Origin of the sequence: Aliiroseovarius sp. S2029 (assembly GCF_023195575.1) — a bacterium.
Lineage (GTDB): Bacteria > Pseudomonadota > Alphaproteobacteria > Rhodobacterales > Rhodobacteraceae > Aliiroseovarius > Aliiroseovarius zhejiangensis.
In genome coordinates, this window is sequence record NZ_JALPQE010000001.1 from 384,601 (window position 1) to 409,143 (window position 24,543).

Below are 24,543 nucleotides of genomic sequence, written 5' to 3' on the forward strand. Positions count from 1 at the left end.
GGCCTGACGAGCAGTCAACATGCGATCGTTTCGTCTGGTTCACGGCCTGGAGGATGGGACGCCCCCCCCGCAGCGGCGGGTCACCCGCCCGCCCTTATCCAAGCAGCATCGTGCTTAGCCCCTGAAGATAAGCCCCCAATCGTTTGCGCACGACCCGCAAATGCTGTGTCTCGACGGTATCCACATGGCGCGCGATCCAAAGCGGGACGGTCAGGTGGGGCATCAGATCATGCCGCCGAACCAGTCGCTGGTCGCGATCCCCGACAAAACAGGGAAGCACCGTGATCCCGCCGCCCATCGCCGCCATTTCCCGCAATGTCAGAAAACTGTCGCACGAAATGGTGACATCATCCGGACTGATATGATCGCCCATCCACTTTGCCGCAACCGACCGCGACAGGGGGCCCGTCATGGCAAACCATTTCGTTTCGCCGTGATCGGCGGCATAAGCCGCAAAGCCCAGATCGGCGACTGCCGTCCCGACAAGATCATCCGACAACGCCTCGGACGGGCGGACCACGATATGCGCCTGCTCCCGGATCAGGTCCAGATGCGTGTTGCTGCTGAGCAGGGTCATGCGAAACCCAAGTTCTTTTTCCGTCATTTCCCTGGCAAACTTGGACAAAACCCCCGCACAAAGCGTGTCTGTCGACGTAATCCGGACGGTGCCGATAACTTCTTGTCGTCCACCACTTGCCAGACGGATGACCTCCTGAATGGCAGCTTCGGCCGTTTGGGCCGCGCGAATGACGTGAACGCGGTCAGGCAACAGGCGATATCCTTGCGCGGTGCGTTCAAAAATCGTGGTGCCGTGACGCGTCTCGAAGGCCGCCACATGGCGCAACACCGTCGCGTGGTTGACACCCAGACGCTTTGCAGCCTGCAACACAGATCCCGTTTCGGCCACCGTCAGGACATAGCGCAGGTTATCCCAGTTTTCGTTGTGCAATTTTTCGCAGCCTTATTTGCTATATTGCGCACTGTTACCATATTTATGAACAGTTACCCTAGGGTCGACAACCGACAAAACACGCACCCACAAGACGCAACACGGAGGATGAAACATGCGGAAAACACTGATGACCGGGCTTGCACTTTGTGCACTTTCTGTCGGCCAACTGGCACTTGCGGACAATCACATCAGCGACAAGCAGATCGAAACCGCCGTCAAGGCACGCAAGGCACATATGCAGCTTTATGCCTTCCACCTTGGCACGCTCGGGGCCATGGCCAAGGATGAAGCCCCCTATGACGCCGAAGCGGCACAAAGCGCGGCAGACGCGATTGCAGCTTTGGCAGGCTTGCCGCAGTCCGGTTACTGGCTGCCCGGTAGCGACAACGGTAGCATCGAAAAAACCCGCGCTCTTCCTGCGATCTGGGCCGAAGGCAGCGATATCGGAACAAAGGCGCAAGAGTTTTCAGCCGCCGTCATGGCGATGCAAACCGCAGCGGGAAGCGGAGTTGAAGGGTTGAAGGCTGCGATGGGTCCGCTGGGCGGGGCCTGCAGTGCTTGCCACAAAGAATACCGCCAATCCGACGACTGATCGCGGGCATCAACTGAGCCATGCAATTGACAAGAAGACTGATCGTCAGATTGCTGATTTTCGGGGGGCTGCTGTGCGTGTTGGGTTTGTACCTGACCCGGCCACAGCAGCTTCCTGCTGATGCTTTGGCAGACCACACGCCCGATGCCACCCATGGGGCTGTGGTCTATGCCGCCATGGGCTGCGCCAGTTGCCACATGGCACCTAAGTCCGAAGATCAAACGGTGCTCAGCGGAGGCAAGTCCTTCGTCACTGACTTCGGCACTTTCTATGCCCCCAACATTTCGTCTGATGTCGATCACGGGATTGGCGGGTGGAGCGATCTGGACATCGCGAACGCCATCGTCAAAGGGACATCGCCGGGCGGGCAGCACTATTTCCCGGTATTTCCCTATGGGTCATATCTGCGCGCCGAGCTGTCGGATGTCGCGGATCTGATTGCGCATCTGCGTCAACTGCCCGCCGATCCAACCCCCAACCGTGAACATGATGTATCCTTCCCCTTCAACATTCGCGCGAGCCTGGGGGGGTGGAAACTGCTTTTCCTGCGCGATGACTGGATCATCACCGACACGCTGACCCCTCAACAGGAACGTGGGCGCGAGCTGGTCGAGGCACTTGGCCATTGCGGAGAATGCCACACACCGCGCAACATATTTGGCGGCATGAAATGGGATGCATGGCTGGCAGGTGCCCCGATACCGGGCAGCAAGGGGCGCACCCCCGACATTCGCCCCGAGAAACTGCAATGGTCGGCGGGCGATATCGTCGCGTATCTGAAAACCGGCCTGACACCCGAATACGATTCAGCAGGCGGCGAGATGGTCGAGGTCATCGCAAACACCAGCCAACTGCCCGACAGCGACCTGGAGGCCATTGCCGCCTATCTGCTGATGCCCGCACTGAACTGATTCTGACGACACAGTTGGCGCTGGCCGGACGGCCCAACCACATCCCGAGGACTTTCGCATCGGGCCGGATTTGACACCCCCTTGGAAGAACTGCCCGTTGATCTTCTGCCATTGCTTATTCACGGTCACCACAACACCCCCACGCCCTGCCCTTGTGGCAATGGGGCACCGAACTTGCCAACTGATGAAAGCTGATTTCGATGATCCTGTGTTGTGGTGAAGCGCTGATTGACATGATCCCGGAACCGACCGTCGCAGGACGCCAAGGCTACGTCCCACATGCCGGGGGTGCGGTGTTCAACACATCGGTCGCACTCGGCCGATTGGGCGTGAAAACCGGCCTTCTGACCGGGCTGTCAAATGACCTGTTCGGGCAACAGTTGTCTGATGCCCTGCGCGAAAGTCATGTCGACACAAGGCTTATCATCATCAGCGACCGCCCCACGACACTGGCCTTCGTGCAACTGCAAGATGGGCACGCAAGCTATTCGTTTTACGACAAAAATTCGGCTGGACGCATGATTGCCCCAAGCGACCTGCCAGAAATACCGAACGATACGACCGCGTTGTATTTCGGCGGCATCAGCCTTGCCTGTGAACCGGGGGCCAAGACTTATTGCACCTTTGCTGAACGCCACGCTGCCACACGACTCGTTGTGCTCGACCCGAATATCCGCCCTGATTTCATCGCGGACGAAACACACTATCGCACCCGACTCGATCGCATGATCTCGCTCGCGGACATTGTGAAAGTGTCCGATGAAGATCTTGATTGGTTCGATCCTGCGCCCACGTCGCTTGAAGGCAAGGTAAACGCCATGTTGAGCCGGGGGCCGAGCCTGGTCATCGTCACACGGGGAGGCGAAGGGGCAACCGGGTATCTGAAAGATGGTACAGTTGTCGAGGTTCCCGCGCAGCAGGTTCAGATTGCCGACACCGTTGGTGCGGGCGATACGTTCAACGCTGGCGTCATGGCCAGCCTGTCCCAGCAAGGCCTTTTGGCCAAACACAAGCGCGCTTCGTGGGACGCCAGAACGGTGGCCACGGCTCTGGCCTTCGGCGAAAAGGTCGCCGCCGTCACAGTGTCACGCATCGATGCAACCCCTCCTTGGGCCGAAGAACTGGTTGCAGGGTCGTAAGTTGCATCATGGCGACGCCTTTTCTGGCAACGGCGCCCTGCAACGGTCGCGGTTCCGGCGGGTAACGCCCCCAAATCGCACCTCCGGGCAGCCCCCTGCCCGCTCTGCCAACGACCGTAGCTTATTCCCGGGCGTGGGTGTCTGAGGCACGGACCAAGCTGGAACGTGACCAAGCGCAATCAGGAGCCAGAGGAACGCCCCTGCCCAATCCGCTGACGCACAGTTCTCAGAAACTCCTTTACCTTAGCCTCCAACACCACATCTTTTGACGGGCTGATACAATGAAACAGCTCGGGCCGACGCCATAGGCAGTCCGCGAAAATCGTTTCTTCATCATGGGCATAGGCCATCTCTCGCGCGCGATTTGCGGCCTCCTCAAACTCGACCTCAACGTCGCGCCACACTGGGGCATGAGCCGACAAAAAACTCGCATTGAGCGGCAGCAGAGCGCCATAATACCGCATGGCATTGCCATAGTGGGACAGCCGATCGTGAGGCAGTTCCATCTTTTGGATCGCCTTGACATCCCTGTGACGCTTGAAACGCGACAAAGAGGCATCTATCCAGGCCACTGGGCGCTCGCCACCATCGGACCGGGCAAGAGCCGAAGTTAAAAACACCTTGCTCAACCATATCGACAGCATGGAGCAGTAGACGTCCTCTCCACTTCCACGAAAGTCCCGCCAGTAATGCACGACCCCTTTTTCCCCGTTGTATTCAGCCGGTTTGGCGAAACGATCCAACTCCATACGTCGACAGGCTTCCAACATTTCCTGTGCCAGACCAAATGCCGGCAAATCGACGATTGAAAGAAACCGCTCTACCAGATGAATGTTCCTTTCGGCACACAGCTCCCGAACATGGGACATTTGGTGCTCATCATCGCTGTAGAACACAAGATCCTGGTCGCGGATCATGTCGAGTGTCGCGGGCAGGTATGAGTAATATAAACTTTTGGGCCGCTTGGTGTTACCGGCGATCATCCAGTACCCAGAGCAATAAAGCCGCCTTTTCGCGTCAGACTTGCTTTTCACGTCTGTCAAACCCTGAACCATCGTCCTTCTCCTCTGAGTCTACATTGCACGCGACAGCCTATTGAAAACAAGCGATCTTTCGCGCGTCCGGGCGAAACCCTTTGCCTGTTGCAAACTGACCTGATCCTGCAGCTTCTGCAGAGGTTCGTCTTGCCAATAGACCCACCAAGGCTGACTGTGCGTCGTCCGTCAGATGGGTTGGAAGGCACACATTCCGCGTCACTGCAGAAGACTGCGCAGGCCTTCGGACATATGACGGTAATACTCCATACGCCGCGCCTTGATGACTTCGGGCGCTTCAGTCGGCGTGGTGACAGCGGCAATGCGGGCGGTACGGGCATAGCCCACAATGGCCGGGGCATCCGGGTGCGAGGCCAGCATCGTGCCACGGGTATGTGCCGCTTCCGGATGTGACGCCCATCGCTATGGCACTTGATCCCCGCACGGACCCAGTCCAACCAAAATAGTCATTCTGTTGATCAGGCTACGGTGAATGGTCAACCATGGGCGGCAGCCAACTCCTCGTGATATTGTTGGCAATTGCCGATACAGTCGCTGACCCAATCAGAATTGTAATAGGTGTCAAGATACCGTTCCCCACTGTCGCACAACAACGTGACGATAGAGCCTTGGCGACCTTCCTTGACCATATCCTGAGCAATCCGCAAAGCCCCCCAAAGGTTTGTCCCTGTTGATGGGCCTGCCTTGCGTCCGATCAGCTCTTCCAACCACAACATGGTGGCAATGCTGGCAGCATCGGGCACTTGTATCATGTGGTCGATCACACCGGGTTGAAACGAGTGCTCGACCTTTGGGCGGCCAATCCCTTCCACCCGGCTGGATTTGTCGGAAATCAGAGTGCGATCACCGCTTATGTAACTGTCATAGAATACCGAGTTTTCCGGATCAACGACCGTAAGTTCGGTGCTATAGCCTTTGTAGCGAATATATCGGCCCAGTGTCGCCGACGTGCCGCCTGTGCCAGCGCCCATGATCAAATGCGCAGGGATCGGGTGAGGTTCGCGTTCCATCTGCGTGAACACGCTTTCAGCAATATTGTTGTTGCCACGCCAATCTGTCGCTCGCTCGGCATAGGTGAACTGATCCATGAAATAGCCATCAATCTCGCGGGCCAGCTCGACCGATGCACTGTGCATTTGCGGAGCGGAACCCACAAAGTGAATTTGGCCGCCATAGAATTCAATCAGCTTGATCTTACTGCGCGCGGTGCTTTCGGGCACGACGGCGATAAAGGGCACACCGATCATGCGCGCGAAATAGGCTTCGGACACGGCGGTGCTTCCAGATGACGCCTCAACGATGGTCGTGTCTTCCCGAATTTTGCCGTTGCACAGCGCATACAAGAACAGCGACCGAGCAAGCCGATGCTTGAGGCTTCCCGTCGGATGGGTGCTTTCGTCCTTCAGGTAGATGTCCACACCCTCAAGGCGCGGCAAAGGGAGCTTGAAAAGATGAGTGTCAGCTGAACGATGCGCATCCGCGTTGATCTTTCCGATTGCGTCAGTAACCCAGCTGTTCATCCAGCGTCCCTTCTGGCGATAGTGCCAATCCGGCACTTTGGCTTTCATCTTATCAGGTTCGCCTGCCCAGATGCACCCAGACAAATAACGGACTACGACAGATGATGGTTTCACCATCAGAACACGAGCCCATCCGATCCAGATGGTTCTCGGACTTTGGAAACAAGTCGCCCGCATATCTTCCATCGCAAGCCCGAAACCTGTTTCGTCAACCGTCGGCGTTGCGCTTCTTACCGGACCGCGAACACGCGTGCTAGCGGGCGTATCGAGCCGCCGTCAGACCGTCCATAGAAATCTCTGGTGTCTTGCCCAGCACGATGTCGGCCACCGCGCGACCCGAGCCGCAGGCCATCGTCCAGCCCAGCGTCCCATGCCCCGTATTCAGAAACAGGTTGTCATACTGCGTTGGGCCCAGAACCGGCGTTCCATCAGGCGTCATCGGGCGCAGACCGGTCCAGCCTTCGGCCTTAGAAATTTCTCCGCCTTTGGGAAACAGATCTTTGATCACGTGCTTGACGGTATCCGTGGCATGTGGGCCGAGACGGTCGGAATAACCCGCAATCTCGGCTTGTCCTGCAACGCGGATGCGATCCCCCAAACGCGTGATCGCGACTTTATGGGTTTCGTCCATGATCGTGGATTGCGGTGCAAACGCATCGTCGGTGACAGGCAAGGTCACCGAATAGCCCTTGACCGGGTAAACCGGCAGTTTGATCCCGATGGGAGTCAGCACGTTCACGGCATAGCTGCCCATGGCACAAACGTAAGCGTCCCCTGTGATACGACCGGCGATTTCCGTGTCAACACCTACAACCTTGCCAGCCTCAACAGCGATGGATTTGATGGATTGACCATAGTGGAATTCGACCCCCATCTCGTTGCATTTTTCGGTCAGGGCAATTGTGAACATGCGGCAATCGCCGGTGCGATCTGCGGTCAGGCGCAGGCCACCGACAAACTTGTTGCGCACCTCGGCAAGCGCAGGTTCGACGGCGATACAGGCGTCGCGACCCAGCACTTCGTAAGGCGATCCATATTCCGCCAATATGTCCTGATCGGCCTTCGATGCCTTCATCTGTTTGGCCGTGCGAAACAGCTGTAATGTACCCTGCTGACGCCCGTCGTATTCGATGCCAGTTTCGGCAATCAGATCTGGCATGACATCGCGCGAGTAGCTTGAGATACGCACCATGCGCCCCTTGTTGATGCGATAGCTTTCCTCGTTGCAGTTTCGCACCATCTGCACGCACCATTTCCACATGGTCGGGCTGATCAAAGGCCAGATAAACAAAGGGCGGCGCTTCATGAACATCCACTTGACGGCTTTCATCGGAATGCCGGGGGCTGCCCATGGTGATGTCATGCCATAACTCAACTGCCCCGCGTTGGCATAGCTCGTCTCAAGACCCGGCCCGGTCTGACGGTCGATCACCACGACTTCCGCGCCTTGTTTTGCCAGATAATATGCGGTGGTGACGCCAATGACACCCGCACCCATAACGACAACTCTCATCACAAACACCTTTCGATTGCAGTGCGTGGCATGAACCTCGACAGATCTTTGTCTGGCTGCTGTCAGGCAAGCACCGCGCTACAAGATGGGGGCTCGCCTGAACGGTCTGTTCCGCAACGCGGGCTTCAAATATCCGTCTCAGGTTGCTCTACACCGATGATGGTCAACGTGCGGCGCTGATTCTCCCGTGTATCCCAGTAAAAACTTGCCCCCTCGGCCAGCCCCAGCAGAGCCACACCGATCGGTGTCATCACCGACACTCGAAACTGCGTGATATCGGCGTCTTCAGGATAGACCAGCGTCACCGTTTTGTTTTGCCTCGTGCTTTCATCACGGTAGGTTACGGTGCTGCCGATGCCCACAACATTTTTCGGCATCTTGGAAGGCGAAACAATCCGCGCCCGGCTGATTTCATCAAGCAGGCGATCAGCGAGCGCCGGATGACGCCTCATCATGCCATCGACCAGCCCTTCCAAATGCGTAATATCATCCGCGTTGATGACGATTTTCGGGTGCCGATTGCGTGATGTTTTCGGTGTTTGGATAGAGGTAGACATTGAACGTCTCCTTTCGTTCAAGGGTAAATGCGGGACTTGGCCAGGGTCTTAGATCGGACTTGAGACGTCGACGACGGCAAGCCTGCCAATGGTTCCGTCTTCGTTCAGAAGCGGCGCACGCTGACCGACCCGCATCCCGATCAGGGTGGCTCCAAGCAACGACGCAACGGGGATAACTCCGCTGGTCAATCCCGCTCTGGCCCGGTGGACAAGCAAACCAGTCTGGGGCGTTTCGTCATCAATTGCATAGGTGACGCGTGATCCACCGATCGCCAGATCAGAACAATGCAACCCATCCACGGGCCGCGTGTTCATCAGCTTATTTGCCAGAACATACGCCAGAAGTTTAGAACTGGGGCGCAAAGCACAATCACATGCATCAAGATGTTCCTGCAGTTTCCGGTGGTCCGCCTTGGGCAAGGCCAAAGGCGTGTTCAGCAGCACGCTGCTAAGGGAATGAACTGCGATGGTTGCCCGGTCAGACTGACTGAGATCGAACATGATTTCTCCTCCGGCGACAGACGCCGTGTTCACGTTTCAGGAATGTGAGGAGACCCCGGGGGTGTGGCAGGCGCGGACGCGCCTAGACCGCCCGGGGAAAGGGGCGGTTCAGCAGTAGGAATCGAAAATGATCTGCATGTACCATCATGTAAATGGACCTAGGTATTGAAGGATCAATAGTCAATCCGAAGACGCAAACTTGGGCCATTTGGGCGTTCTGTGGCCCAAATGGCCCAACAATCTGAGGGCTGGCTTCGAAACCCTCTGTTTAGGTCCATCAAGATTGAAAACGCGACCCGAGTGTGCCATATATGGAACATGATGATGACCCGCATGCATAAGAGGTTCCTGCCATTCGCAGGAAAGACACTGAACCGCCGGTAGCCCCGAGCGGGGCTGGCAAATGTTGCCGCTCTACGCCTCGGGGTTGTTACAGATCATCTGGATCTGAATGAGAAGACGCAGGTTTTGCACCGCTTCGCTTACTCTTGCGATATTTCGCCTCTCGAAATCTCACGACAGCAAAATCAACGTCACGGCTTCAGCAATCTTATGTATGGAGGATGACATGCATCCGATATTGTTCCACCACAAACTATTGGTTCTGCGCGCGGAGCGGACGAAAACGAGTATCGTTTCCGTATCAGAAAAAGGCGACTTCTTGCGCCGCTGGTGGCGCGCGACCATCGGAAGCTGGAAACGGCGCAAATTGATCGCGGCGATGCAAAAGTTGGACGATCGTGGGCTCGGAGACATGGGCATCAGCCGTAAAGACATCGGTCGTATTGTCGACGCTCTCAATGATCGTGAACTTGGAATGGTTCCGCTTGTAGCGGATCAACATTCAACTGGAGAATATCAAGGCGCCGTTTGAACAGTGGTCTGTTTCCACCTCTTCGGATCGGGTCATTCTTCGCCTGTCAAGGAATGACCCGATCAACAATAAAACAATGTACATATCAATCCGAAAGGCGTACGCGCCAAACAGAGGCTGAGGCTATACGCCTTGCCCGCAACTCTCAGTCGTTCACCCACGAGATGCAGCTGGGAATAGATTCCCAACGAGCGAAAAGAGTCTTAGTAAAATCAATAGGTTTTTTAGAAGTTGGCTGGGGTGGTAGGATTCGAACCTACGGTACACTGTACCAAAAACAGTTGCCTTACCACTTGGCTACACCCCAGCAGTGCGCGCTTTCCTAGCTAAAGCCGGCGTAGGGCGCAACCCCAAAATGAGGGATTGGCCCCAGAATCCACGCAAGCAGAATAGCTGCGACGCAAGTTACACCAACCTTACTTCTGACACCGCCCAGGACGGCTGTTCACGAACGCTGGGACAACCCGATTCCCTGATCATATGCGCCGATGGCGGGTTCTTGGCGCAGGATTTCGTCGAAGCCCGCAAACAGGGCATGAAGCTGCGCCTGGCTTTCAAAACTCTCGCATACCACCACCAGGTTCGGCGTGTTCGACGAGGCCCGGACCAAGGCCCAGTCACCGTTTCCGAACTGCACCCGCGCCCCGTTGGCGGTCAAGATGTCCACAATCGGCTGGCCAGCAATCGTGTCACCGTGTAGCTGCATCCCGCGAAGGATATCCGTCAGCCGATCGACGACAGCGTACTTCTGATCATCGGGGCAGGCAGGCGACAGGGTCGGAGAGCACCAGCTTGGCGGCAGTCCGTCCACAAGGTCGGATAAGTTGGCGGAGGGTTGATGATCCATCAGCCGACACACAGCGACGGCGGCACGCAAGGCACAGTCATAGCCTCGCCCGACAGGAGGCCCGAAATAGATATGCCCGGACTTCTCGAATGCCGCCAGCGCGCCTGACTCTCGCAGCCGTTGTTTCACGTGGCTGTGTCCGGTTTTGCAATACTCGACCGTCGCGCCGTGTGAGGCCAGAACCGGGTCGATGGCGAATACGCCCGTGGATTTCACATCCGCCAGAAACTTTGCGCCCGGGTGGCGCACTGCCAAGTCCCGTGCAATCAGCACCCCCAGCTTGTCAGCAAAAACCGCGCGACCGTTCTGGTCAACGATGCCGATCCGGTCCCCGTCCCCGTCCAGACCGATGCCGAAATCTGCAGCGCTGTCACGGACGGCGGCCCCCATATCGTCCAGCATTTCCAACGCTTCGGGGTTCGGGTTGTAATGCGGGAAGCTGTGATCAAGCCCACAATGGCGTTCGATTACGTCGACGCCCAACCGGCGCAACAGGTCGGGAGCAAACGCCCCTGCCGTTCCGTTTCCGGTGGCGCAGACCACGCGCAGCGGGCGCGAGATCACACCCCCTTGGGCAAGATCGGCAAGATAAGCGGCCTGCACGCCGGGCATCGGGGTAATGCTTCCGCCGTCTTGCAGATCGAAGGCGCGGGAAAGGACGATGTCGCGCAGCTCGGCCATCTCGTCCACGCCATGGGTGCAGGGGCGGTCGAACCCGACCTTGATCCCCGTCCAGCCGTTGGGATTGTGGCTGGCCGTCACCATCGCAACCGCATCCACGTCCATGTGAAATTGTGCGAAATAGGCCATGGGCGACAGGCTCATCCCGATGTCGCAGACATGCGCGCCGGCCTGGACAAGCCCTTTGCACAAGGCATCCCGGACCGCGGGTGAATAGCTTCGGTGGTCGTGGCCGACGATGATCTTTCGTCCCCGACCACGGCGGGCCATTTGCGTGCCCAACCCCAGCCCGACTGCCTGCATCCCTTCCAGATCAAGATCCTCGGGGTACCGCCAGCGCGCGTCATATTCACGAAAGCCGCTTGGGGAAATGCGCATCAGATCGGCCTGAGCGGTCGCTGCCTGGCAAGCTGATCAAAGGCCGCCAGATCCGCCACCAACGCCGCCATCTGATCCAGTGGAACCATGTTTGGCCCGTCCGAAAGCGCCGACGCAGGGTCGGGATGCGTTTCAAGAAACACCCCGGCGATACCCAGCGACACCGCCGCCCGCGCCAGTACGGGGGCAAATTCCCATTGTCCGCCTGAAGCGCCCCCTTGCCCGCCGGGCATCTGAACCGCGTGGGTCGCATCCATGATCACAGGGTGGCCAAGCGCGATCATCTGCGGCAACCCGCGCATATCTGTTACCAGAGTGTTGTAGCCGAACGATGTGCCACGCTCGGTCAGCATCAGTTGCTGATTGCCCGATGCGGTAATCTTGTTCACCACATGCTCCATATCCCAAGGTGCCAGAAACTGACCTTTCTTGACGTTGATGGGAATGCCGGTTTTTGCCGCGGCGGTCAGAAGATCGGTTTGGCGGCACAGGAAGGCTGGGATTTGCAGGATATCGACAACCGCCGCCACCTCGGCGCACTGGTCGGGCAGATGAACATCGGTCAGCACCGGCACGCCCAACTCGTCCCTGACAGCGGTGAGTATTGCGAGCCCGTCAGCCATGCCCGGACCCCGCGCGCTTGACAGGGCGGTCCGGTTCGCCTTGTCGAACGAGCCCTTGAAAATATAACCAAGCCCATGCACCGCGCAGATCTGCGCCATATGTTCGGCAATCCGAAGCGCGTGATCGCGCCCTTCCAACTGACACGGCCCGGCGATAATGGTCAGAGGGCGCGTATTGCCCACATGCACCCCCTTGACGACGATATCCCCCATATCAGGACGACACCTGTTCGCGCAGGATCGACGCAGTGATCGATGCCATCAGATACAGACCCGAAAAGATCAGGAATGCCAGCAACGTGTTCTCAAACGATTTCGGATAGGTCGGTTCGTCCGGCGCAACGGGCCGAACACCAAGTTCAAGATATCGGGTCTGCTTGTTGGCCTCGATCCGTGCATTTTCCAACTGTTGCAAGGATTGTTGCATCAACACCGTGCGGGTCTCCAGATTGGTTTGGGCAATCCTGAGACGCCCGCTGATCGACGCCAGCGACCCGTATTCGCCCCCGGTCTCGGTCAGTCGTCCGCGCAGTTCGGCAATCAGCGTTTCAAGCCGACCGATGTCGCCGCGCAACCCGTCCACCCGCGCCTGATTGGGGCGCGTGTTGTCCAGCAGCTGTTGCAGCGACAATCTTTTTTCCTGCAACTGGCTTTCGAACCCGGTGATCTGCGACATCAAGGCTGATGCATCCGATGTCGCGTCGAACACGCCCATCTCCTCCTGCAAGCGCAACACCTCGGCCTGCGCGTCCAGCATGTCACGCTCGGCCTTTTCATAGCTTTCGATGGCACCTTCCATCTGATCCTCGCGCAGTCGCTGGGTCAGGTTGTCCACCCGTTCTTCCGCATAGGAAATCAGGACTTCGGAAAATGTCGCACTTTGTTCGGGTGTCGGGGCGACGACCTCCATCTTGATGATGCCCTCGGTGGGATCGAACCCGATCTTGACGTTCTTTTTGTAGAGCTTGTAGGCCGCTTCATTGGTGGCATCAGGATCAAGGCGCTGGATCGGATCAATATCCGGATCCGAGAATACCGATTTATAGCCGATGTCACCGTCCAGCCTGAGCATCGCATCACGCGAGGTCAAATAGCTTTGCACCGTAATGCTGTCCTGCGACGTGGCCAGCCCGGAGCCGGCAAACAGGCCACCCAGCCCGCTGCCCCCTGCCCCGTCCGCCTTCTGGATGACAAACTCGGTCTTGGTCGCATACATGGGTGTGGCATATTTGTAGTAATAGATCCCGGCGACAAGCGTGGGCAGAAAGACGAAAAACGCCAGACGCAAAAACAGCATCCGCAGCTTTCGGCGCCGCCTGCGGGCGATATCCAGCTGGATTTCCCGGATGGAACGGGCACGATCCGCGTCATCATATACGTGATTTGCCGGAAGCTGTGGCATTGGCCGGGTCTGTGGCAGGTTGGCGGATGACCGGCTGTCCGGTTTCCCGCCCCCATCCGCGCCGACCAGTTCCAGCATATTCGAACGTTTGAAGGGGTCGATACCGGCTTTGCGCAGTAGGTAGACGGCTTCGTAATCGCTGCCAAAGGCGACACCGTGTTTCTGAGCGACACGACGCGCCATACGCAACTGCCGACCGGTCAAACCCTCTTTCTGGATGGCGGCGATGGCGGCTGCCTCGTCGTCTTCGGACGCCCCGTCGCCAACAGCGGCATTGGCCGGTATACCTTTGGGTCTAAACCCTTCCTTGGGAAAGCCGTCTTCGGTTGGGGACTGGGCCAGTTCCTCCATCGGGTTGGGGTTCCGTGACCGGGGCACGGTGGGGCCGGGCCTTGCTGCGTCCGAATTGGCCGGTCTTGTCGCGGCCTTCACCCGCTGGGTGGCAGCATCGCCTTCGGCACCCGCCGGGTCGGAATGTGGCGCGCGCGTGGATCGGCTGATGCGGAATTTCTTAGCCCTGGGTTTGGTAGTCATACAGCCGTTTCGCTTCTTCCAGAGTTTCAAACATATGGAACTGTCCGTCCCGCAGCACCGCCGCCGATTGGCAGAATTTCTCAAGCGTCTCGGCCTGGTGCGAGACGATGATGACCGTCGAGTTGGTCAGCCGGTCACGCAGCACGTCACCCGCCTTGCGGTTAAACTGGGCATCCGTGCTTTGCGGCATCCCTTCGTCAATCAGATAGATGTCGAAATCCAGCGCCAGCAGCAAGGCAAATGAAAACCGTGCACGCATCCCCGCACTGTAGGTTGCGACGGGAAAATCATAGTATTCTTTCAGTTCGCACAGCCAGCGGGTGAAGGCCTCGATATAATCCGGGTCAAGGCCATAGAGCTTGGCGATATAGCGGGCGTTTTCCTTGGCTGAAAGCTTGCCAATGACCCCCCCCATGAAGCCAAGGGGAAACGAAATGCGGCAGCGGCGCCGGATCTCGCCCTCGTCGGGTTTTTCCAACCCGGCCATCATGTTGATCAGCGTGGTCTTGCCCGTTCCGTTGGGGGCCAGAATGCCAAGCGAATTGCCCAGATCGACCCGAAAGGACACATTGTCCAGGATGACCTTGCGCTGTTGTCCTGTCCAGAACGACTTGCTGACATTATCGAACTCGAGCATTTGGGTGCCCCGGCACTGCTTTCGCCTTACGCTTGTACACAAGCTTTCTTAACGATGCGCTATAATCGCTCACTTGGGCATCATTATGTCGAAGACCATCAACAATCATCAAGAAAATATGGGGAATTGTCGGCAGATGGTCCCTAATGCGTCACAGGGGGCGGCACCTTCGGCCCCAACGGGCCGAAGGTATGCGGGCGTCAGCCCTCTTGTTTTTCCACCTTGAAGATCTTTCCAGCCGCAAATGACAGGAACACCGCGCCAAAGCTGAACAGGGCGCCCATCTTGGCGGCGTCCTGCACCGGTCCGGGCGCAAAGGCGACCGACGCGACGAACAGCGACACGGTAAAACCGATGGCCGCCACGAAACCAATCACGATCAGGTCAACCGATCGCATCCCCGCCGGCAGTCCAAGCCGCATCGGATAGGCTGCAAGCCATCCCATGATGAAAATACCCACGGGTTTGCCGATGATCAGACCCGCCAACACAAGCCATGTGGCTTCCGAAATTGCACCGAACTCCACCCCGGCGTTCAGAAGCCCGAAGAAAAACAGGACGATGTCGACCGGAATGGCCAGCCCGTGTTCCATGTCGTTCAGGATGTCGTGCAGGTATCTTTCAGCGTCAGCGAAAATGCCGAAGGCGCGGTCGGCATGCGGGATCGCCGGAATGACGGGCAACAGGCCCAGCGCCGGATGGATGCCCGCCTGGGCAAAACCGAACCAACTCAGGCAGCCCGCGATGGCATAGGGATACCAGGTCAGCTTCTTGCGCACCCAGGTCGACCGGGGGCGCAATTGATCGCCACGGTCCAGACGCCGTGGCAGCCAGTTGAACAGAACGAACGCTGCAACGGACGCCGCCACCGACAGCAACAGCCAGATCGGGGCAAGCTCGCCAGAAGGATAGAAAATCGCAAGGATGATCAGCCCCGCTGCGTCATCGGCAATGGCCAACAACAGCAGGAATCGCACCGCCGGGTGACCGGCCCCGAACACCATGCGCCCGACCAGGTAGCTGAAGGCGATGTCGGTTGCGGTCGGGATGGCCCAACCGCGAGCAACCGCATCGAAAGTCGTTGACCCCAGGAAATAGGCGATGCCCAAATAGACCGCGATCGGACCGATCATACCACCTGCTGTCGCCACCAGTGGCGTCGCCGCCTTTTTGCCGCGCAGCGATCCGTTTTCAAGGATCACGGCCTCCCAGACCTCTTTCCCGGCGATGGCAAAAAACAGCGCCATCAACACGTCGTTGATCAAGTAGTGAAACGTGACCACACGCTCAATATCACCGTATTCAAAGTGATGCGCCGCTTCGCCATAGGCTTTTTCCCAGTACCCGATGTCAATGCCGATCGTCGAGTTGAACCAAAGCGGGTATTCCACGAAATGATGGTATGAGTGTGGATCAATATTGGCCCAGATCAGCGCAAGAATTGCCCCGCTGATCAAAAGAATCGAGTAGGTCGTGATAAAGTTCCACACGCGATACATATGTTGCCCCGTCTAGTTCCTGATTTATAAACAGGTCGCGTCCCGGCGAATGCTGCTGGAACGCGACCCTTTGCTTCTTCGTTTCAGGAAATACTTCAACTCGGCCAAAACGACAATGGCCGAGCGCAATATCTGTCCACACCCCGCGTCAGGCGACGGTTCCCCAGACCAGACCAGCCACGACTGCGCCCACCATGGCCAGCCCCAGATAGGCGGCAAAGACTCGTGGTTTGACCAAAGCCCAGACCGCGACAGCCGCGGGGATGCAACTGACCCCGCCCGCGATCACGAAACTCATCGCGGCGCCGTTTGACATGCCCTGTTCAAGCAGCGCGGCCACCATCGGCACCGCCGCATAGCCATTCAGATAAGCAGGAGCCCCGACGAGTGCGGCCAGCAGGATCGGGCCGATCCCGGTTCCGCCCAGCACCTGCGCCACAAGATCGGCAGGCACATAGCGCAGCATCAGGGCTTCGATCATATAAGCCAGCAGCAGCCATTTCGACAGGAACAGAGCGTTTTCAAACGCGGTGCTGCGAAAACTTGCGCGCCGCGTCCTGTCGGTCCAGAAGCGCCACTGCACTTCGCCGGAATACACATCCGCCCCTGACCCGGCCCCACATCCGGACGACGAACAACAGGCAGGGGCGGGGGCGTTTTTCAACGGGTCAGCAAACAGGGCGGATTTCGCCATCGCCTTGACCGTGAAGCCTCCGAACAACCCGATCGACACCGCCGCGAATGTCTTTGCCACCGCGAACCCGGTGCCAAGAGTACCTGCGGTGATCGCAAACATCGCCGGATCCATCAGAGGCGAGGACAGCCAGAACGCCATGACCGCGCCCAACGGCGCCCCCACCGCGAGAAGCGCGGCGATGAACGGAATCACCTCGCATGAGCAAAAGGGCGACAGGCCGCCGGCAAAGGCGGCCAGTACGATCATCCGAGCCTCTCGCCCTTCGAAGGCACGGGCCAACAGGTTCTCCGCCCCCGTTGCCTTCAGATAGGCCACGGCCAGGATCGCGAACAGAATAAAGGGCGCCGTGTGCATCAGCGCGCTCAGCGCGAAGGTGATGGTGGGCCAGACCTCTTGCGGTGCGAACAGGGTCAGACCGGCAGGGATCGCCAGAATTGCAACCCATGCCTTGTCGATACGCCAGCGTTTCGCGGGTGGGTGGGTTTGCGTCGTCTCAGCCATGATCGTGGCCCTTTCCGTCCGGACAATCCGCGCAGCATTCCGAAAGAAGATAGTTGGAAAGCGCGCGCATCACATCGTATTCTGCGGCAGCACATATGATGCTGCGGCCCTGTTTTTCCTGCGTAACCAACCCCGCCGCCGCAAGGATTCTCATATGGTGGGTCAGGGTCGAGCCTGTGATCCCACAGCGTTCGCCCAGCGCACCGATACTCAACCCCTCAGGCCCCGCACGCACGAGTGTGCGCAGGACAGACAGGCGGTGTTCAGACCCCAGCGCGGCAAACTGCGACGCCGCGATATCGACATGGAGCGGCTCGGGAGATTCGTATTTCATATTTCTAGAAATATAGAAATATAACCGTGGAGCAAGGGTTATTTCGAAAAGCCTCGAAATATTGCATACAACCCGTCCACACCCTAGCCTGCGACCATGACCAGCCTGACCAAATCCATTGCGGCCTGCCGCCTGTGCGCCAATCGCTTCGCCGCGACCCAGACAGGCCATTCCCCCCGCCCGGTTGTCTGGTTCCAGAAGGGCGCAAGGGTGCGCATCATTGGGCAAGCACCGGGAATGCGGGTGCACAAGTCCGGCCTGCCTTTTGACGATCCGTCCGGGGATCGACTGCGCGACTGGATGGGGGTGGACCGCGACACGTTCTATGACCGGACCCGCATTGCCATCACGCCAATGGGCTTCTGCTTTCCCGGCTATGACGCAAAGGGGTCTGATCTGCCACCACCCCGCATATGCGCAGAAACATGGGCGGATCGCGTAGATGCGGCGTTGGCGGATACCCCCCTGACGCTGCTGGTAGGTGGATATGCTCAAGCGCGGCACCTTGGCCACGATAAAGGCGTGACCGAGACGGTCAGGGGCTGGCGCGATCATGCGCCGCGGCTGTTTCCCTTGCCTCATCCATCGTGGCGCAATACGGGATGGCTGAAGAAGAACCCGTGGTTCGAAACCGAATTGCTGCCCGTGCTGCAAGCCCGGCTGGCCGAACTTCTGCAATTTCCCAGCGCAAAGGATGCGCCATGACCGACACGACCCGCCTTGATGATGCCCATGCCGCAATGCAGGCCGATCTGGAGGACGATGCCGCGCGGCTTCGGTTCTATGAACGACTGGCGGATGGAGAGCTGTTTCTGCTTCTGAACCAGGAACCCGAGGGCGATGACCTCTCGCCCGAGCTGTTCGAGCTTGAAGGCACGACATTCGCTCTTGTCTTTGATCGCGAGGAACGGCTGGCCGAGTTCGTCGGCGCCCCTGCCCCCTATGCCGCACTGCCGGGGCGGTTGGTCGCCAATATGCTGGCGGGGCAGAACATTGGTCTGGGTGCCAATCTGGGCGTCGCCCCTTCGTCAATCCTGATCCCGCCCGAGGCGTTGTCGTGGCTGGCAGAGACACTGAAATCCGGCCCCGAACAGGTCGAGGCCCGGATTGCCGAAGTTCACCCCCCATCGGTGCCGGACGCATTGGTTGCCTCATTGGATGCCAAGCTGGCCTCGGCAGTTGGATTGGCCAGTCATGCCTGTCTGGCAGCAGTCACCTATGCGGATGGTCGAAAAGGTCACCTGCTTGGCTTTGTGGATGCCGTCGCCGGTTCCGAACGCGCTTTGGCTGGGGCCGCGAACGAAGCCCTGACCTTTTCAGGGCTTGAAGCCGGAGAAATGGATGTTGGGTTCTTTGACAGCAAGGATCAGGCTTCAGGGAAGCTCGCAGCCCTTGGGATCCGGTTTGATCTGCCAGAACCCGAACCACAGGAACGGTTGGCACCGGTCGCGCCCGGTTCAGACCCGGACAAGCCACCCATCCTGAAATGACGGGCTGAGGGGCAGCGTTCGACAAATTGCCGAACGCCGCAGCAATAATCAGCCTTTGGCCTTCTTCTCAAGCGCGTCCAGACGTGACTTCAGCGCCTCGTTTTCCTCGCGCGCTTTCTGCGCCATGGCCCGCACGGCATCGAACTCTTCGCGTGTCACGAAATCACGATCTGCCAGCCAGCGGTCCATCCAGCTTTTCATTGCTGTTTCGGCCTCGTCCTTTGCCCCCTGGGCCACGCCCATGGCGTTGGTCATCAGTTGGGACATGTCGTCCAATATCTTGTTGCGCGTCTGCATCGGCATCTCCTCGCTTGTTGGGGTCTATATGGGGATTCCCGAAGGCAGAGACAAGGTTGACTTGCCCCGCCTGTCAGGGTCAGGAATGCGGCATGTTCTTGGCTATTCCCTTTCCCGCCATCTCGCCCGAAATCTTCTCGGTCGAGATTGGCACATTCACCTTTGCCCTGCGCTGGTATGCGCTGGGGTATCTGGTTGGCATCGCCATTGGCTGGTGGATCATTGCACGCGCGATTGCGCGCCCGGGCTTGTGGCGCGGCGACGCACCGATCACGCGCGCGCAGCTCGAGGATCTGGCCACCTGGGCTATTGTCGGCATCGTGCTGGGGGGGCGCCTGGGTTATGTTCTATTCTATGACCCGGTGTACTTCCTGCAAAACCCGCTGGACATCCCGAAGGTCTGGACCGGCGGCATGTCGTTCCATGGCGGCTTTCTGGGCATCATCGCCGTCACATGGCTGTTTGCCCGCAAACACGGGATCGCCGTGGCGAAGCTGGCAGACCTGATGGCCTTTGCCGCACCGATTGGCATCGGGCTGGTGCGGATCACCAATTTCATCAATGCCGAACTTTGGGGCCGCCCGACCACCGCGCCCTGGGGTGTCATTTTCCCCGGCGAGGCGGCGCAGGACTGTCCGGGTTGGGATGTGGCACTCGGCGCGTGTGCCCGCCACCCCAGCCAGCTTTACGAAGCGTTGCTTGAGGGGCTTTTGCTGGCCGCGATCCTTCTGACTCTGGCCTTCCGCCGCGGATGGCTGAAACGCCCCGGCCTGCTGACGGGACTGTTCTTTTTGGGCTACGGGCTGTCGCGCTTCGTGATCGAGTTTTTCCGGCAGGCAGATGCGCAGTTCATCACGCCCGACAACCCGTGGGGTCATGTCCTCCGGCTTGGCGACTGGGGGTTGACCATGGGGCAGGTGTTGACGCTTCCGATGATCGTGATCGGGGTTGCCACGATGATCTGGGCAACCCGGAAATCGCCATCACCTGCCGCCCCATGACCCCGCTTGCAAAGATACTGGCGCGACAGATCGCCACCACTGGCCCGATTTCCGTCGCAGACTTCATGGCTGAATGTCTGCTGCACCCGGACCATGGCTACTACGCAACCCGCGACCCCTTCGGCACGTCAGGCGATTTCACAACCGCCCCCGAAATCAGCCAGATGTTCGGCGAGCTGTTGGGGCTGGCACTGGCGCAAGCCTGGCTGGATCAGGGCGCACCTGCACCGATTACATTGGCCGAACTTGGGCCGGGTCGCGGCACCCTGATGGCGGACATCCTGCGCGCCACAGGACGTGTGCCGGGGTTCCACGCTGCCGCCCGGCTGCATCTGGTCGAGGCGTCTCCGGTATTGCGGACGGCACAGGCCAAATCCCTTGCTCCACACGACGTCACCCACCACGATACGGTCGACACGCTGCCAGATGCGCCGCTGTTCCTGATCGCCAACGAGTTCTTCGACGCCCTGCCCATCCGTCAGTTCCAACGCGATGGCACCGGATGGCGCGAACGGCAGGTGGGGCTTGAGGAGGGTCACCTGACCTTTGGTCTGACCGCCGCCCTGCCCGTCCGCGATCTGGCGCACCGTTTGGACGACACGCGCGACGGTGATCTGGTCGAAATCTGTCCCGCCAGCCCCGCAATCATGGCGCAGGTCGCGACCCGGATCGAGGCACAGGGCGGCGCGGCGCTGATCATCGACTATGGGGATTGGCGATCTGGGGGCGACACGTTTCAGGCCATCGCCGCCCATGATCACGTTGACCCGCTGGCAACCCCCGGCACGGCCGATCTGACCGCGCATGTGGATTTCGAAGCTCTGGCGCGGTCCGCCGCCCCGCTGACCCCGCATCTTTTGACCCCGCAGGGCCTGTTTCTGGAACGTCTGGGCATCACCCAACGGGCGCAGACATTGGCCGCGAACCTGTCCGGCGACGCGCTGGAGGCCCATGTCAAAGCGCACCGACGCTTGACGCACCCGGATGAAATGGGGACTCTCTTCAAAGTGCTGGGGCTGACTCGCGCGGACGCGCCTGACCTGCCTGGCCTCACCCGAACACCCGACCAGACCGGCCCCGCATGACCCTTGAGATCATTACTTCCAACGCACTGGCACCCATCCAACACGGGTTTTTCACCCGTCGTGGCGGTGCATCATCAGGCGTCTATGCCGGGCTGAACTGCGGGGCGGGAAGTCAGGATCAATCCGAACTTGTATCAATCAACCGCGACCGGGTGGCTGATGCGATGGGGGTGACATCTGACAAGCTGTGCGGTGTGCATCAGGTGCATTCGCCCGACGTGTTGACGGTGGACGGGCCCATCGACGGTGCCAAACCACAAGCCGATGCGCTTGTCACGGCGACCCCCGGCCTTGCCCTGACGATCCTGACCGCCGATTGCCAACCTGTGTTGTTCGCGGATCCCAAGGCCGGCGTGATCGGTGCTGCCCATGCCGGGTGGAAAGGCGCGCTGGACGGCGTGCTGGAGGCCACGATAGGCGCGATGGTCGACCTTGGGGCCAAACGGGACAACATCACCGCCATCATCGGTCCCACCATCAGCCAGCGGGCCTATGAAGTCGGGCCGGAGTTCTTTGACGCGTTCATGGGGCAGAACCCGGACTATGGCCGCTTCTTCGCCGGGGGCTCAGGGGACCGCGCGATGTTCGACCTGCCGGGTTTCGGCCTTTACCTGCTGCGCGAGGCAGGCGTGGGTCGGGCCGAATGGATCGGGCATTGCACCTATGGCGACCCGGATCGGTTCTATTCCTATCGACGCAGTTGCCACAGGAACGAGCCGGATTACGGGCGTCTGATCTCGGCCATTCGCCTGTAAGCGCACGGCACCCGGATCAGGGTGCCGATCCCAGCCGCGCCTCGAGCACGTCAAAAGGCACGCCGGGCTCATCCTTGGCGCCACGAATGACCAGCGATGTCTTCACCGAGGCCACATTTTCGGCGGCTGTCAGTTCCTCGGTCAGGAAGGTCTGGAAGGTGGACAGGTCCGGGGCCACGCATTTCAGGACGAAATCGACCTCGCCATTCAGCATGTGGCATTCACGAACCAGCGACCAGCCCCGACACTGGTTTTCAAAGGCGGTCAGATCGGCTTCGGCCTGGCTGACAAGCCCGACCATGGCAAAGACCTGCACCTCGAACCCAAGTGCACGCGCATCGACATCGGCGTGATAACCGCGAATCAACCCTTGTTCTTCCAGCGTTCTGACCCGCCGCAGACAGGGCGGAGCGGAAATGCCCACACGTTTGGCCAGCTCGACATTGGTCATGCGACCATCGGCCTGAAGCTCGGCGAGAATCATGCGATCAATCGGATCAAGTTTGCTTGCGGTCATGGAGGAACCTTCTCGGGTGGGTCCACTGATCCCGGCAGAACCAGAGATTTCGATGGAAATTGCGCAGAGATTACCGCCCAGAGATCGAATACGCAACAATCTTTCGCGCCTGCGCAACATAATTTCCACTCAAATGCATATCGTCGCGACCGGAAGTCCTGTCAACGGATGCGCAGACGGGCTTTTCACCAGCCGCCGGTCGCCTTATATGCGTTGCAAACCCAGAACGCTCAAGGAAATCCGCATGTCCGACACACGCAAAACCAAAGTCCTGATCATCGGCTCCGGCCCGGCCGGTTACACCGCCGCCGTTTACGCGTCCCGCGCCATGCTGGAGCCGATCCTTGTGCAAGGGATGGAGCCCGGCGGCCAGTTGACCACGACCACCGAGGTCGAGAACTGGCCCGGCGAGACCGAAATCCAGGGGCCCGACCTGATGGTCAAGATGGAAGCCCACGCGAAAGCCGTCGGGACCGACGTGATCAGCGACCTGATCACGGATTTGGACCTATCCGAACGCCCCTTCACCGCAACCGGTGACAGCGGCACGATCTACAAGGCCGACGCGGTCATTCTGGCGACCGGTGCACGCGCCAAGTGGCTTGGGCTGGACAGTGAAGAGAAGTTCAAGGGCTTCGGTGTGTCCGCCTGCGCAACCTGTGATGGGTTCTTCTATCGAGGCCAGGAAATTGTGGTGGTCGGTGGTGGCAACACCGCGGTCGAAGAAGCCCTGTTCCTGACCAACTTCGCGTCAAAAGTGACGCTGGTGCACCGCCGGGACGAACTGCGCGCCGAAAAGATCCTGATCAACCGGCTGATGAAGAACGAAAAGATCGAACCGCTCTGGGATCATGTGCTGGAAGAGGTCGTGGGCGACGAAGACCCGCTGGGCGTCACGGGCGTGCGCGTCAAGCATGTCAAAACCGGCGAGATCACGGAAATCCCCGCCAAAGGCGTCTTTATCGCCATCGGCCACGCACCCGCGAACGAACTGGTCAAGGATGTGTTGGAGACCCATATGGGCGGTTATGTGGTCACGCAGCCGGATTCGACCGCGACCTCGATCCCCGGCGTATTCGCTGCGGGCGATCTGACGGACTATAAATACCGACAGGCCGTGACCTCGGCGGGCATGGGCTGCATGGCCGCGCTTGAGGCCGAGCATTTCCTGGCCGAACAGGAATGATCCGGTTCACCGGCACGGTCTATCGCCTGAACTTCATTGGACAGGACACGACCGCGCCGGTGCCTTCGCCCGAGGGGCGGTTTCACCATTCCGGACAGCCTGCCATCTATACGTCCCTTACAGTCGAAGGGTGTGGGGTTGCGATCAAGCGGTACTTACGCCCGGATGACGCACCGCGCCATATCGTGCCGCTCGCGGTCGATCTGGACCGTGTTGCCGACATTCGCGGTCAGGTGGGTGCCTCGGTCATCTGGCAGGACAGTCGCGCTGCAGGCTGTCCCGCGCCGACTTGGAGTTACTCGGATCAGGCCCGTGCGGATGGGGCGCAGGGTTTGATGTATTCTTCACGATCCCGCCCGGATTTGACCCATCTGACCCTGTTTACAACCGACCCGGGTGCCGTGCGCCTGGCCGGGCCGCCAATCCCGTTTCCCTAGACGCAAAAGTGCGTTGCGCATGGGTCAC

Annotated in this window: 26 protein-coding genes, 1 tRNA gene and 1 pseudogene; 11 read left to right on the forward strand and 17 right to left on the reverse strand. The window is 59.2% G+C overall.

All coding sequences use genetic code 11. The features are described from left to right. Positions 1 to 94: 94 nt before the first annotated feature. Positions 95 to 949 (reverse strand): LysR family transcriptional regulator, encoded by an 855-nt coding sequence (locus MUY21_RS01920; RefSeq protein WP_248408718.1) that lies wholly within the window; start codon positions 947 to 949, stop codon positions 95 to 97. A gap of 115 nt (positions 950 to 1,064) precedes the next feature. Between MUY21_RS01920 and MUY21_RS01925 the strand changes: the two genes are divergently transcribed. From MUY21_RS01925 to MUY21_RS01935, 3 genes are all read left to right on the forward strand, one after another. Beyond that, complete coding sequence (locus MUY21_RS01925; RefSeq protein WP_248408719.1) at positions 1,065 to 1,544, forward strand: cytochrome c; 480 nt, start codon at positions 1,065 to 1,067, stop codon at positions 1,542 to 1,544. Between the two features lie 26 nt (positions 1,545 to 1,570). Further along, the gene (locus MUY21_RS01930) at positions 1,571 to 2,455 is read left to right on the forward strand and encodes a cytochrome c (protein ID WP_248408720.1); all 885 of its coding nucleotides are present in this window, start codon (positions 1,571 to 1,573) and stop codon (positions 2,453 to 2,455) included. Between the two features lie 200 nt (positions 2,456 to 2,655). Next, positions 2,656 to 3,594: a carbohydrate kinase gene (locus MUY21_RS01935; RefSeq protein WP_248408721.1), complete on the forward strand. Its 939-nt coding sequence runs from the start codon at positions 2,656 to 2,658 to the stop codon at positions 3,592 to 3,594. A 179-nt stretch (positions 3,595 to 3,773) separates the two neighbouring features. Here the strand turns inward: MUY21_RS01935 and MUY21_RS01940 are convergent, their stop codons facing one another. The 6 genes and pseudogenes from MUY21_RS01940 to MUY21_RS01965 all read right to left on the reverse strand — a co-directional run bounded on the left by MUY21_RS01940 (position 3,774) and on the right by MUY21_RS01965 (position 8,740). After that, a complete protein-coding gene (locus MUY21_RS01940; RefSeq protein WP_248408722.1) occupies positions 3,774 to 4,649 on the reverse strand; it encodes a hypothetical protein in 876 nt (291 codons plus the stop codon). 219 nt (positions 4,650 to 4,868) lie between these two features. Then, positions 4,869 to 5,021, reverse strand: a pseudogene (locus MUY21_RS01945) (RraA family protein); the annotation flags it as partial. A 104-nt stretch (positions 5,022 to 5,125) separates the two neighbouring features. Next, positions 5,126 to 6,217 carry a PLP-dependent cysteine synthase family protein gene (locus MUY21_RS01950; RefSeq protein ID WP_282568907.1) on the reverse strand — a complete coding sequence of 364 codons (1,092 nt, stop codon included), beginning with the start codon at positions 6,215 to 6,217 and terminating at the stop codon, positions 5,126 to 5,128. 205 nt (positions 6,218 to 6,422) lie between these two features. After that, positions 6,423 to 7,682: a D-amino acid dehydrogenase gene (locus MUY21_RS01955; RefSeq protein WP_248408723.1), complete on the reverse strand. Its 1,260-nt coding sequence runs from the start codon at positions 7,680 to 7,682 to the stop codon at positions 6,423 to 6,425. A gap of 125 nt (positions 7,683 to 7,807) precedes the next feature. After that, positions 7,808 to 8,239, reverse strand: coding sequence for a nucleoside diphosphate kinase regulator (rnk, locus tag MUY21_RS01960; protein ID WP_248408724.1), 432 nt, complete (start codon positions 8,237 to 8,239; stop codon positions 7,808 to 7,810). Between the two features lie 48 nt (positions 8,240 to 8,287). Next, a complete protein-coding gene (locus MUY21_RS01965) occupies positions 8,288 to 8,740 on the reverse strand; it encodes a hypothetical protein (protein ID WP_248408725.1) in 453 nt (150 codons plus the stop codon). A 556-nt stretch (positions 8,741 to 9,296) separates the two neighbouring features. Here MUY21_RS01965 and MUY21_RS01970 point away from each other — a divergent pair. Next, positions 9,297 to 9,614: a DUF1127 domain-containing protein gene (locus MUY21_RS01970; protein ID WP_248408726.1), complete on the forward strand. Its 318-nt coding sequence runs from the start codon at positions 9,297 to 9,299 to the stop codon at positions 9,612 to 9,614. A 232-nt stretch (positions 9,615 to 9,846) separates the two neighbouring features. On the opposite strand, the gene MUY21_RS01975 is transcribed toward MUY21_RS01970, so the two are convergent. From MUY21_RS01975 to MUY21_RS02010, 8 genes are all read right to left on the reverse strand, one after another. Further along, positions 9,847 to 9,921: transfer RNA gene (locus tag MUY21_RS01975), tRNA-Gln, on the reverse strand. A 138-nt stretch (positions 9,922 to 10,059) separates the two neighbouring features. Continuing rightward, positions 10,060 to 11,520 (reverse strand): phosphomannomutase/phosphoglucomutase, encoded by a 1,461-nt coding sequence (locus MUY21_RS01980; RefSeq protein WP_248408727.1) that lies wholly within the window; start codon positions 11,518 to 11,520, stop codon positions 10,060 to 10,062. Further along, positions 11,520 to 12,356, reverse strand: coding sequence for a 3-deoxy-8-phosphooctulonate synthase (gene kdsA / locus MUY21_RS01985; RefSeq protein WP_248408728.1), 837 nt, complete (start codon positions 12,354 to 12,356; stop codon positions 11,520 to 11,522). Before kdsA ends, MUY21_RS01980 begins: the two co-directional genes overlap by 1 nt. A gap of 1 nt (position 12,357) precedes the next feature. Continuing rightward, the gene (locus MUY21_RS01990) at positions 12,358 to 14,079 is read right to left on the reverse strand and encodes a capsule biosynthesis protein (protein WP_248408729.1); all 1,722 of its coding nucleotides are present in this window, start codon (positions 14,077 to 14,079) and stop codon (positions 12,358 to 12,360) included. After that, positions 14,057 to 14,716, reverse strand: a complete 660-nt coding sequence (locus tag MUY21_RS01995; protein WP_191285138.1) for an ATP-binding cassette domain-containing protein — start codon at positions 14,714 to 14,716, stop codon at positions 14,057 to 14,059. The genes MUY21_RS01990 and MUY21_RS01995 overlap by 23 nt, the downstream gene beginning before the upstream one ends. A 200-nt stretch (positions 14,717 to 14,916) precedes the next feature. Continuing rightward, on the reverse strand, positions 14,917 to 16,215 hold the full coding sequence (locus MUY21_RS02000; protein WP_248408730.1) for a Na+/H+ antiporter NhaA: 1,299 nt from the start codon (positions 16,213 to 16,215) through the stop codon (positions 14,917 to 14,919). Positions 16,216 to 16,363: 148 nt separating this feature from the next. After that, complete coding sequence (locus MUY21_RS02005; protein WP_248408731.1) at positions 16,364 to 17,413, reverse strand: permease; 1,050 nt, start codon at positions 17,411 to 17,413, stop codon at positions 16,364 to 16,366. Next, entirely contained in the window at positions 17,406 to 17,747 is a 342-nt protein-coding gene (locus MUY21_RS02010) for a metalloregulator ArsR/SmtB family transcription factor (protein ID WP_248408732.1), read from the reverse strand. The genes MUY21_RS02005 and MUY21_RS02010 overlap by 8 nt, the downstream gene beginning before the upstream one ends. Before the next feature lie 96 nt (positions 17,748 to 17,843). Here MUY21_RS02010 and MUY21_RS02015 point away from each other — a divergent pair, with 96 nt between their 5' ends. Beyond that, positions 17,844 to 18,452, forward strand: coding sequence for a uracil-DNA glycosylase family protein (locus MUY21_RS02015; protein ID WP_248408733.1), 609 nt, complete (start codon positions 17,844 to 17,846; stop codon positions 18,450 to 18,452). Continuing rightward, complete coding sequence (locus MUY21_RS02020) at positions 18,449 to 19,237, forward strand: SseB family protein (RefSeq protein WP_248408734.1); 789 nt, start codon at positions 18,449 to 18,451, stop codon at positions 19,235 to 19,237. Before MUY21_RS02015 ends, MUY21_RS02020 begins: the two co-directional genes overlap by 4 nt. 48 nt (positions 19,238 to 19,285) lie before the next feature. On the opposite strand, the gene MUY21_RS02025 is transcribed toward MUY21_RS02020, so the two are convergent. Next, positions 19,286 to 19,534 (reverse strand): accessory factor UbiK family protein, encoded by a 249-nt coding sequence (locus MUY21_RS02025; protein ID WP_191285144.1) that lies wholly within the window; start codon positions 19,532 to 19,534, stop codon positions 19,286 to 19,288. A 92-nt stretch (positions 19,535 to 19,626) separates the two neighbouring features. Here MUY21_RS02025 and lgt point away from each other — a divergent pair, with 92 nt between their 5' ends. From lgt to pgeF, 3 genes are read left to right on the forward strand one after another with little or no spacing between them, the layout of a single operon-like run. Next, positions 19,627 to 20,535, forward strand: a complete 909-nt coding sequence (gene lgt, locus MUY21_RS02030; RefSeq protein WP_248408735.1) for a prolipoprotein diacylglyceryl transferase — start codon at positions 19,627 to 19,629, stop codon at positions 20,533 to 20,535. Beyond that, complete coding sequence (locus MUY21_RS02035; protein WP_248408736.1) at positions 20,532 to 21,620, forward strand: SAM-dependent methyltransferase; 1,089 nt, start codon at positions 20,532 to 20,534, stop codon at positions 21,618 to 21,620. The genes lgt and MUY21_RS02035 overlap by 4 nt, the downstream gene beginning before the upstream one ends. Further along, a complete protein-coding gene (gene pgeF, locus MUY21_RS02040) occupies positions 21,617 to 22,375 on the forward strand; it encodes a peptidoglycan editing factor PgeF (protein WP_248408737.1) in 759 nt (252 codons plus the stop codon). Before MUY21_RS02035 ends, pgeF begins: the two co-directional genes overlap by 4 nt. 16 nt (positions 22,376 to 22,391) lie before the next feature. Here the strand turns inward: pgeF and MUY21_RS02045 are convergent, their stop codons facing one another. After that, a complete protein-coding gene (locus MUY21_RS02045; RefSeq protein ID WP_191285148.1) occupies positions 22,392 to 22,892 on the reverse strand; it encodes an Lrp/AsnC family transcriptional regulator in 501 nt (166 codons plus the stop codon). 244 nt (positions 22,893 to 23,136) lie between these two features. Here MUY21_RS02045 and trxB point away from each other — a divergent pair, with 244 nt between their 5' ends. After that, on the forward strand, positions 23,137 to 24,078 hold the full coding sequence (gene trxB / locus MUY21_RS02050) for a thioredoxin-disulfide reductase (RefSeq protein ID WP_248408738.1): 942 nt from the start codon (positions 23,137 to 23,139) through the stop codon (positions 24,076 to 24,078). Next, a complete protein-coding gene (locus MUY21_RS02055) occupies positions 24,075 to 24,515 on the forward strand; it encodes an RES family NAD+ phosphorylase (protein ID WP_248408739.1) in 441 nt (146 codons plus the stop codon). Before trxB ends, MUY21_RS02055 begins: the two co-directional genes overlap by 4 nt. The last annotated feature ends 28 nt before the right edge of the window (positions 24,516 to 24,543 follow it).

Coding starts and splice junctions, on each gene's coding strand:
- trxB (WP_248408738.1), top strand. CDS start 23,137: ATGTCCGACACACGCAAAACCAAAGTCCTGATCATCGGCTCCGGCCCG.
- MUY21_RS01990 (WP_248408729.1), bottom strand. CDS start 14,079: ATGACTACCAAACCCAGGGCTAAGAAATTCCGCATCAGCCGATCCACG.
- rnk (WP_248408724.1), bottom strand. CDS start 8,239: ATGTCTACCTCTATCCAAACACCGAAAACATCACGCAATCGGCACCCG.
- MUY21_RS01980 (WP_248408727.1), bottom strand. CDS start 11,520: ATGCGCATTTCCCCAAGCGGCTTTCGTGAATATGACGCGCGCTGGCGG.
- MUY21_RS01995 (WP_191285138.1), bottom strand. CDS start 14,716: ATGCTCGAGTTCGATAATGTCAGCAAGTCGTTCTGGACAGGACAACAG.
- MUY21_RS02035 (WP_248408736.1), top strand. CDS start 20,532: ATGACCCCGCTTGCAAAGATACTGGCGCGACAGATCGCCACCACTGGC.
- MUY21_RS01940 (WP_248408722.1), bottom strand. CDS start 4,649: ATGGTTCAGGGTTTGACAGACGTGAAAAGCAAGTCTGACGCGAAAAGG.
- kdsA (WP_248408728.1), bottom strand. CDS start 12,356: ATGGGGGATATCGTCGTCAAGGGGGTGCATGTGGGCAATACGCGCCCT.
- pgeF (WP_248408737.1), top strand. CDS start 21,617: ATGACCCTTGAGATCATTACTTCCAACGCACTGGCACCCATCCAACAC.
- MUY21_RS02000 (WP_248408730.1), bottom strand. CDS start 16,215: ATGTATCGCGTGTGGAACTTTATCACGACCTACTCGATTCTTTTGATC.
- MUY21_RS02015 (WP_248408733.1), top strand. CDS start 17,844: ATGACCAGCCTGACCAAATCCATTGCGGCCTGCCGCCTGTGCGCCAAT.
- MUY21_RS02020 (WP_248408734.1), top strand. CDS start 18,449: ATGACCGACACGACCCGCCTTGATGATGCCCATGCCGCAATGCAGGCC.
- lgt (WP_248408735.1), top strand. CDS start 19,627: ATGTTCTTGGCTATTCCCTTTCCCGCCATCTCGCCCGAAATCTTCTCG.
- MUY21_RS01925 (WP_248408719.1), top strand. CDS start 1,065: ATGCGGAAAACACTGATGACCGGGCTTGCACTTTGTGCACTTTCTGTC.
- MUY21_RS01965 (WP_248408725.1), bottom strand. CDS start 8,740: ATGTTCGATCTCAGTCAGTCTGACCGGGCAACCATCGCAGTTCATTCC.
- MUY21_RS02055 (WP_248408739.1), top strand. CDS start 24,075: ATGATCCGGTTCACCGGCACGGTCTATCGCCTGAACTTCATTGGACAG.
- MUY21_RS01950 (WP_282568907.1), bottom strand. CDS start 6,217: ATGAAAGCCAAAGTGCCGGATTGGCACTATCGCCAGAAGGGACGCTGG.
- MUY21_RS01935 (WP_248408721.1), top strand. CDS start 2,656: ATGATCCTGTGTTGTGGTGAAGCGCTGATTGACATGATCCCGGAACCG.
- MUY21_RS01955 (WP_248408723.1), bottom strand. CDS start 7,682: ATGAGAGTTGTCGTTATGGGTGCGGGTGTCATTGGCGTCACCACCGCA.
- MUY21_RS02010 (WP_248408732.1), bottom strand. CDS start 17,747: ATGAAATACGAATCTCCCGAGCCGCTCCATGTCGATATCGCGGCGTCG.
- MUY21_RS01970 (WP_248408726.1), top strand. CDS start 9,297: ATGGAGGATGACATGCATCCGATATTGTTCCACCACAAACTATTGGTT.
- MUY21_RS02025 (WP_191285144.1), bottom strand. CDS start 19,534: ATGCAGACGCGCAACAAGATATTGGACGACATGTCCCAACTGATGACC.
- MUY21_RS02045 (WP_191285148.1), bottom strand. CDS start 22,892: ATGACCGCAAGCAAACTTGATCCGATTGATCGCATGATTCTCGCCGAG.
- MUY21_RS02005 (WP_248408731.1), bottom strand. CDS start 17,413: ATGGCTGAGACGACGCAAACCCACCCACCCGCGAAACGCTGGCGTATC.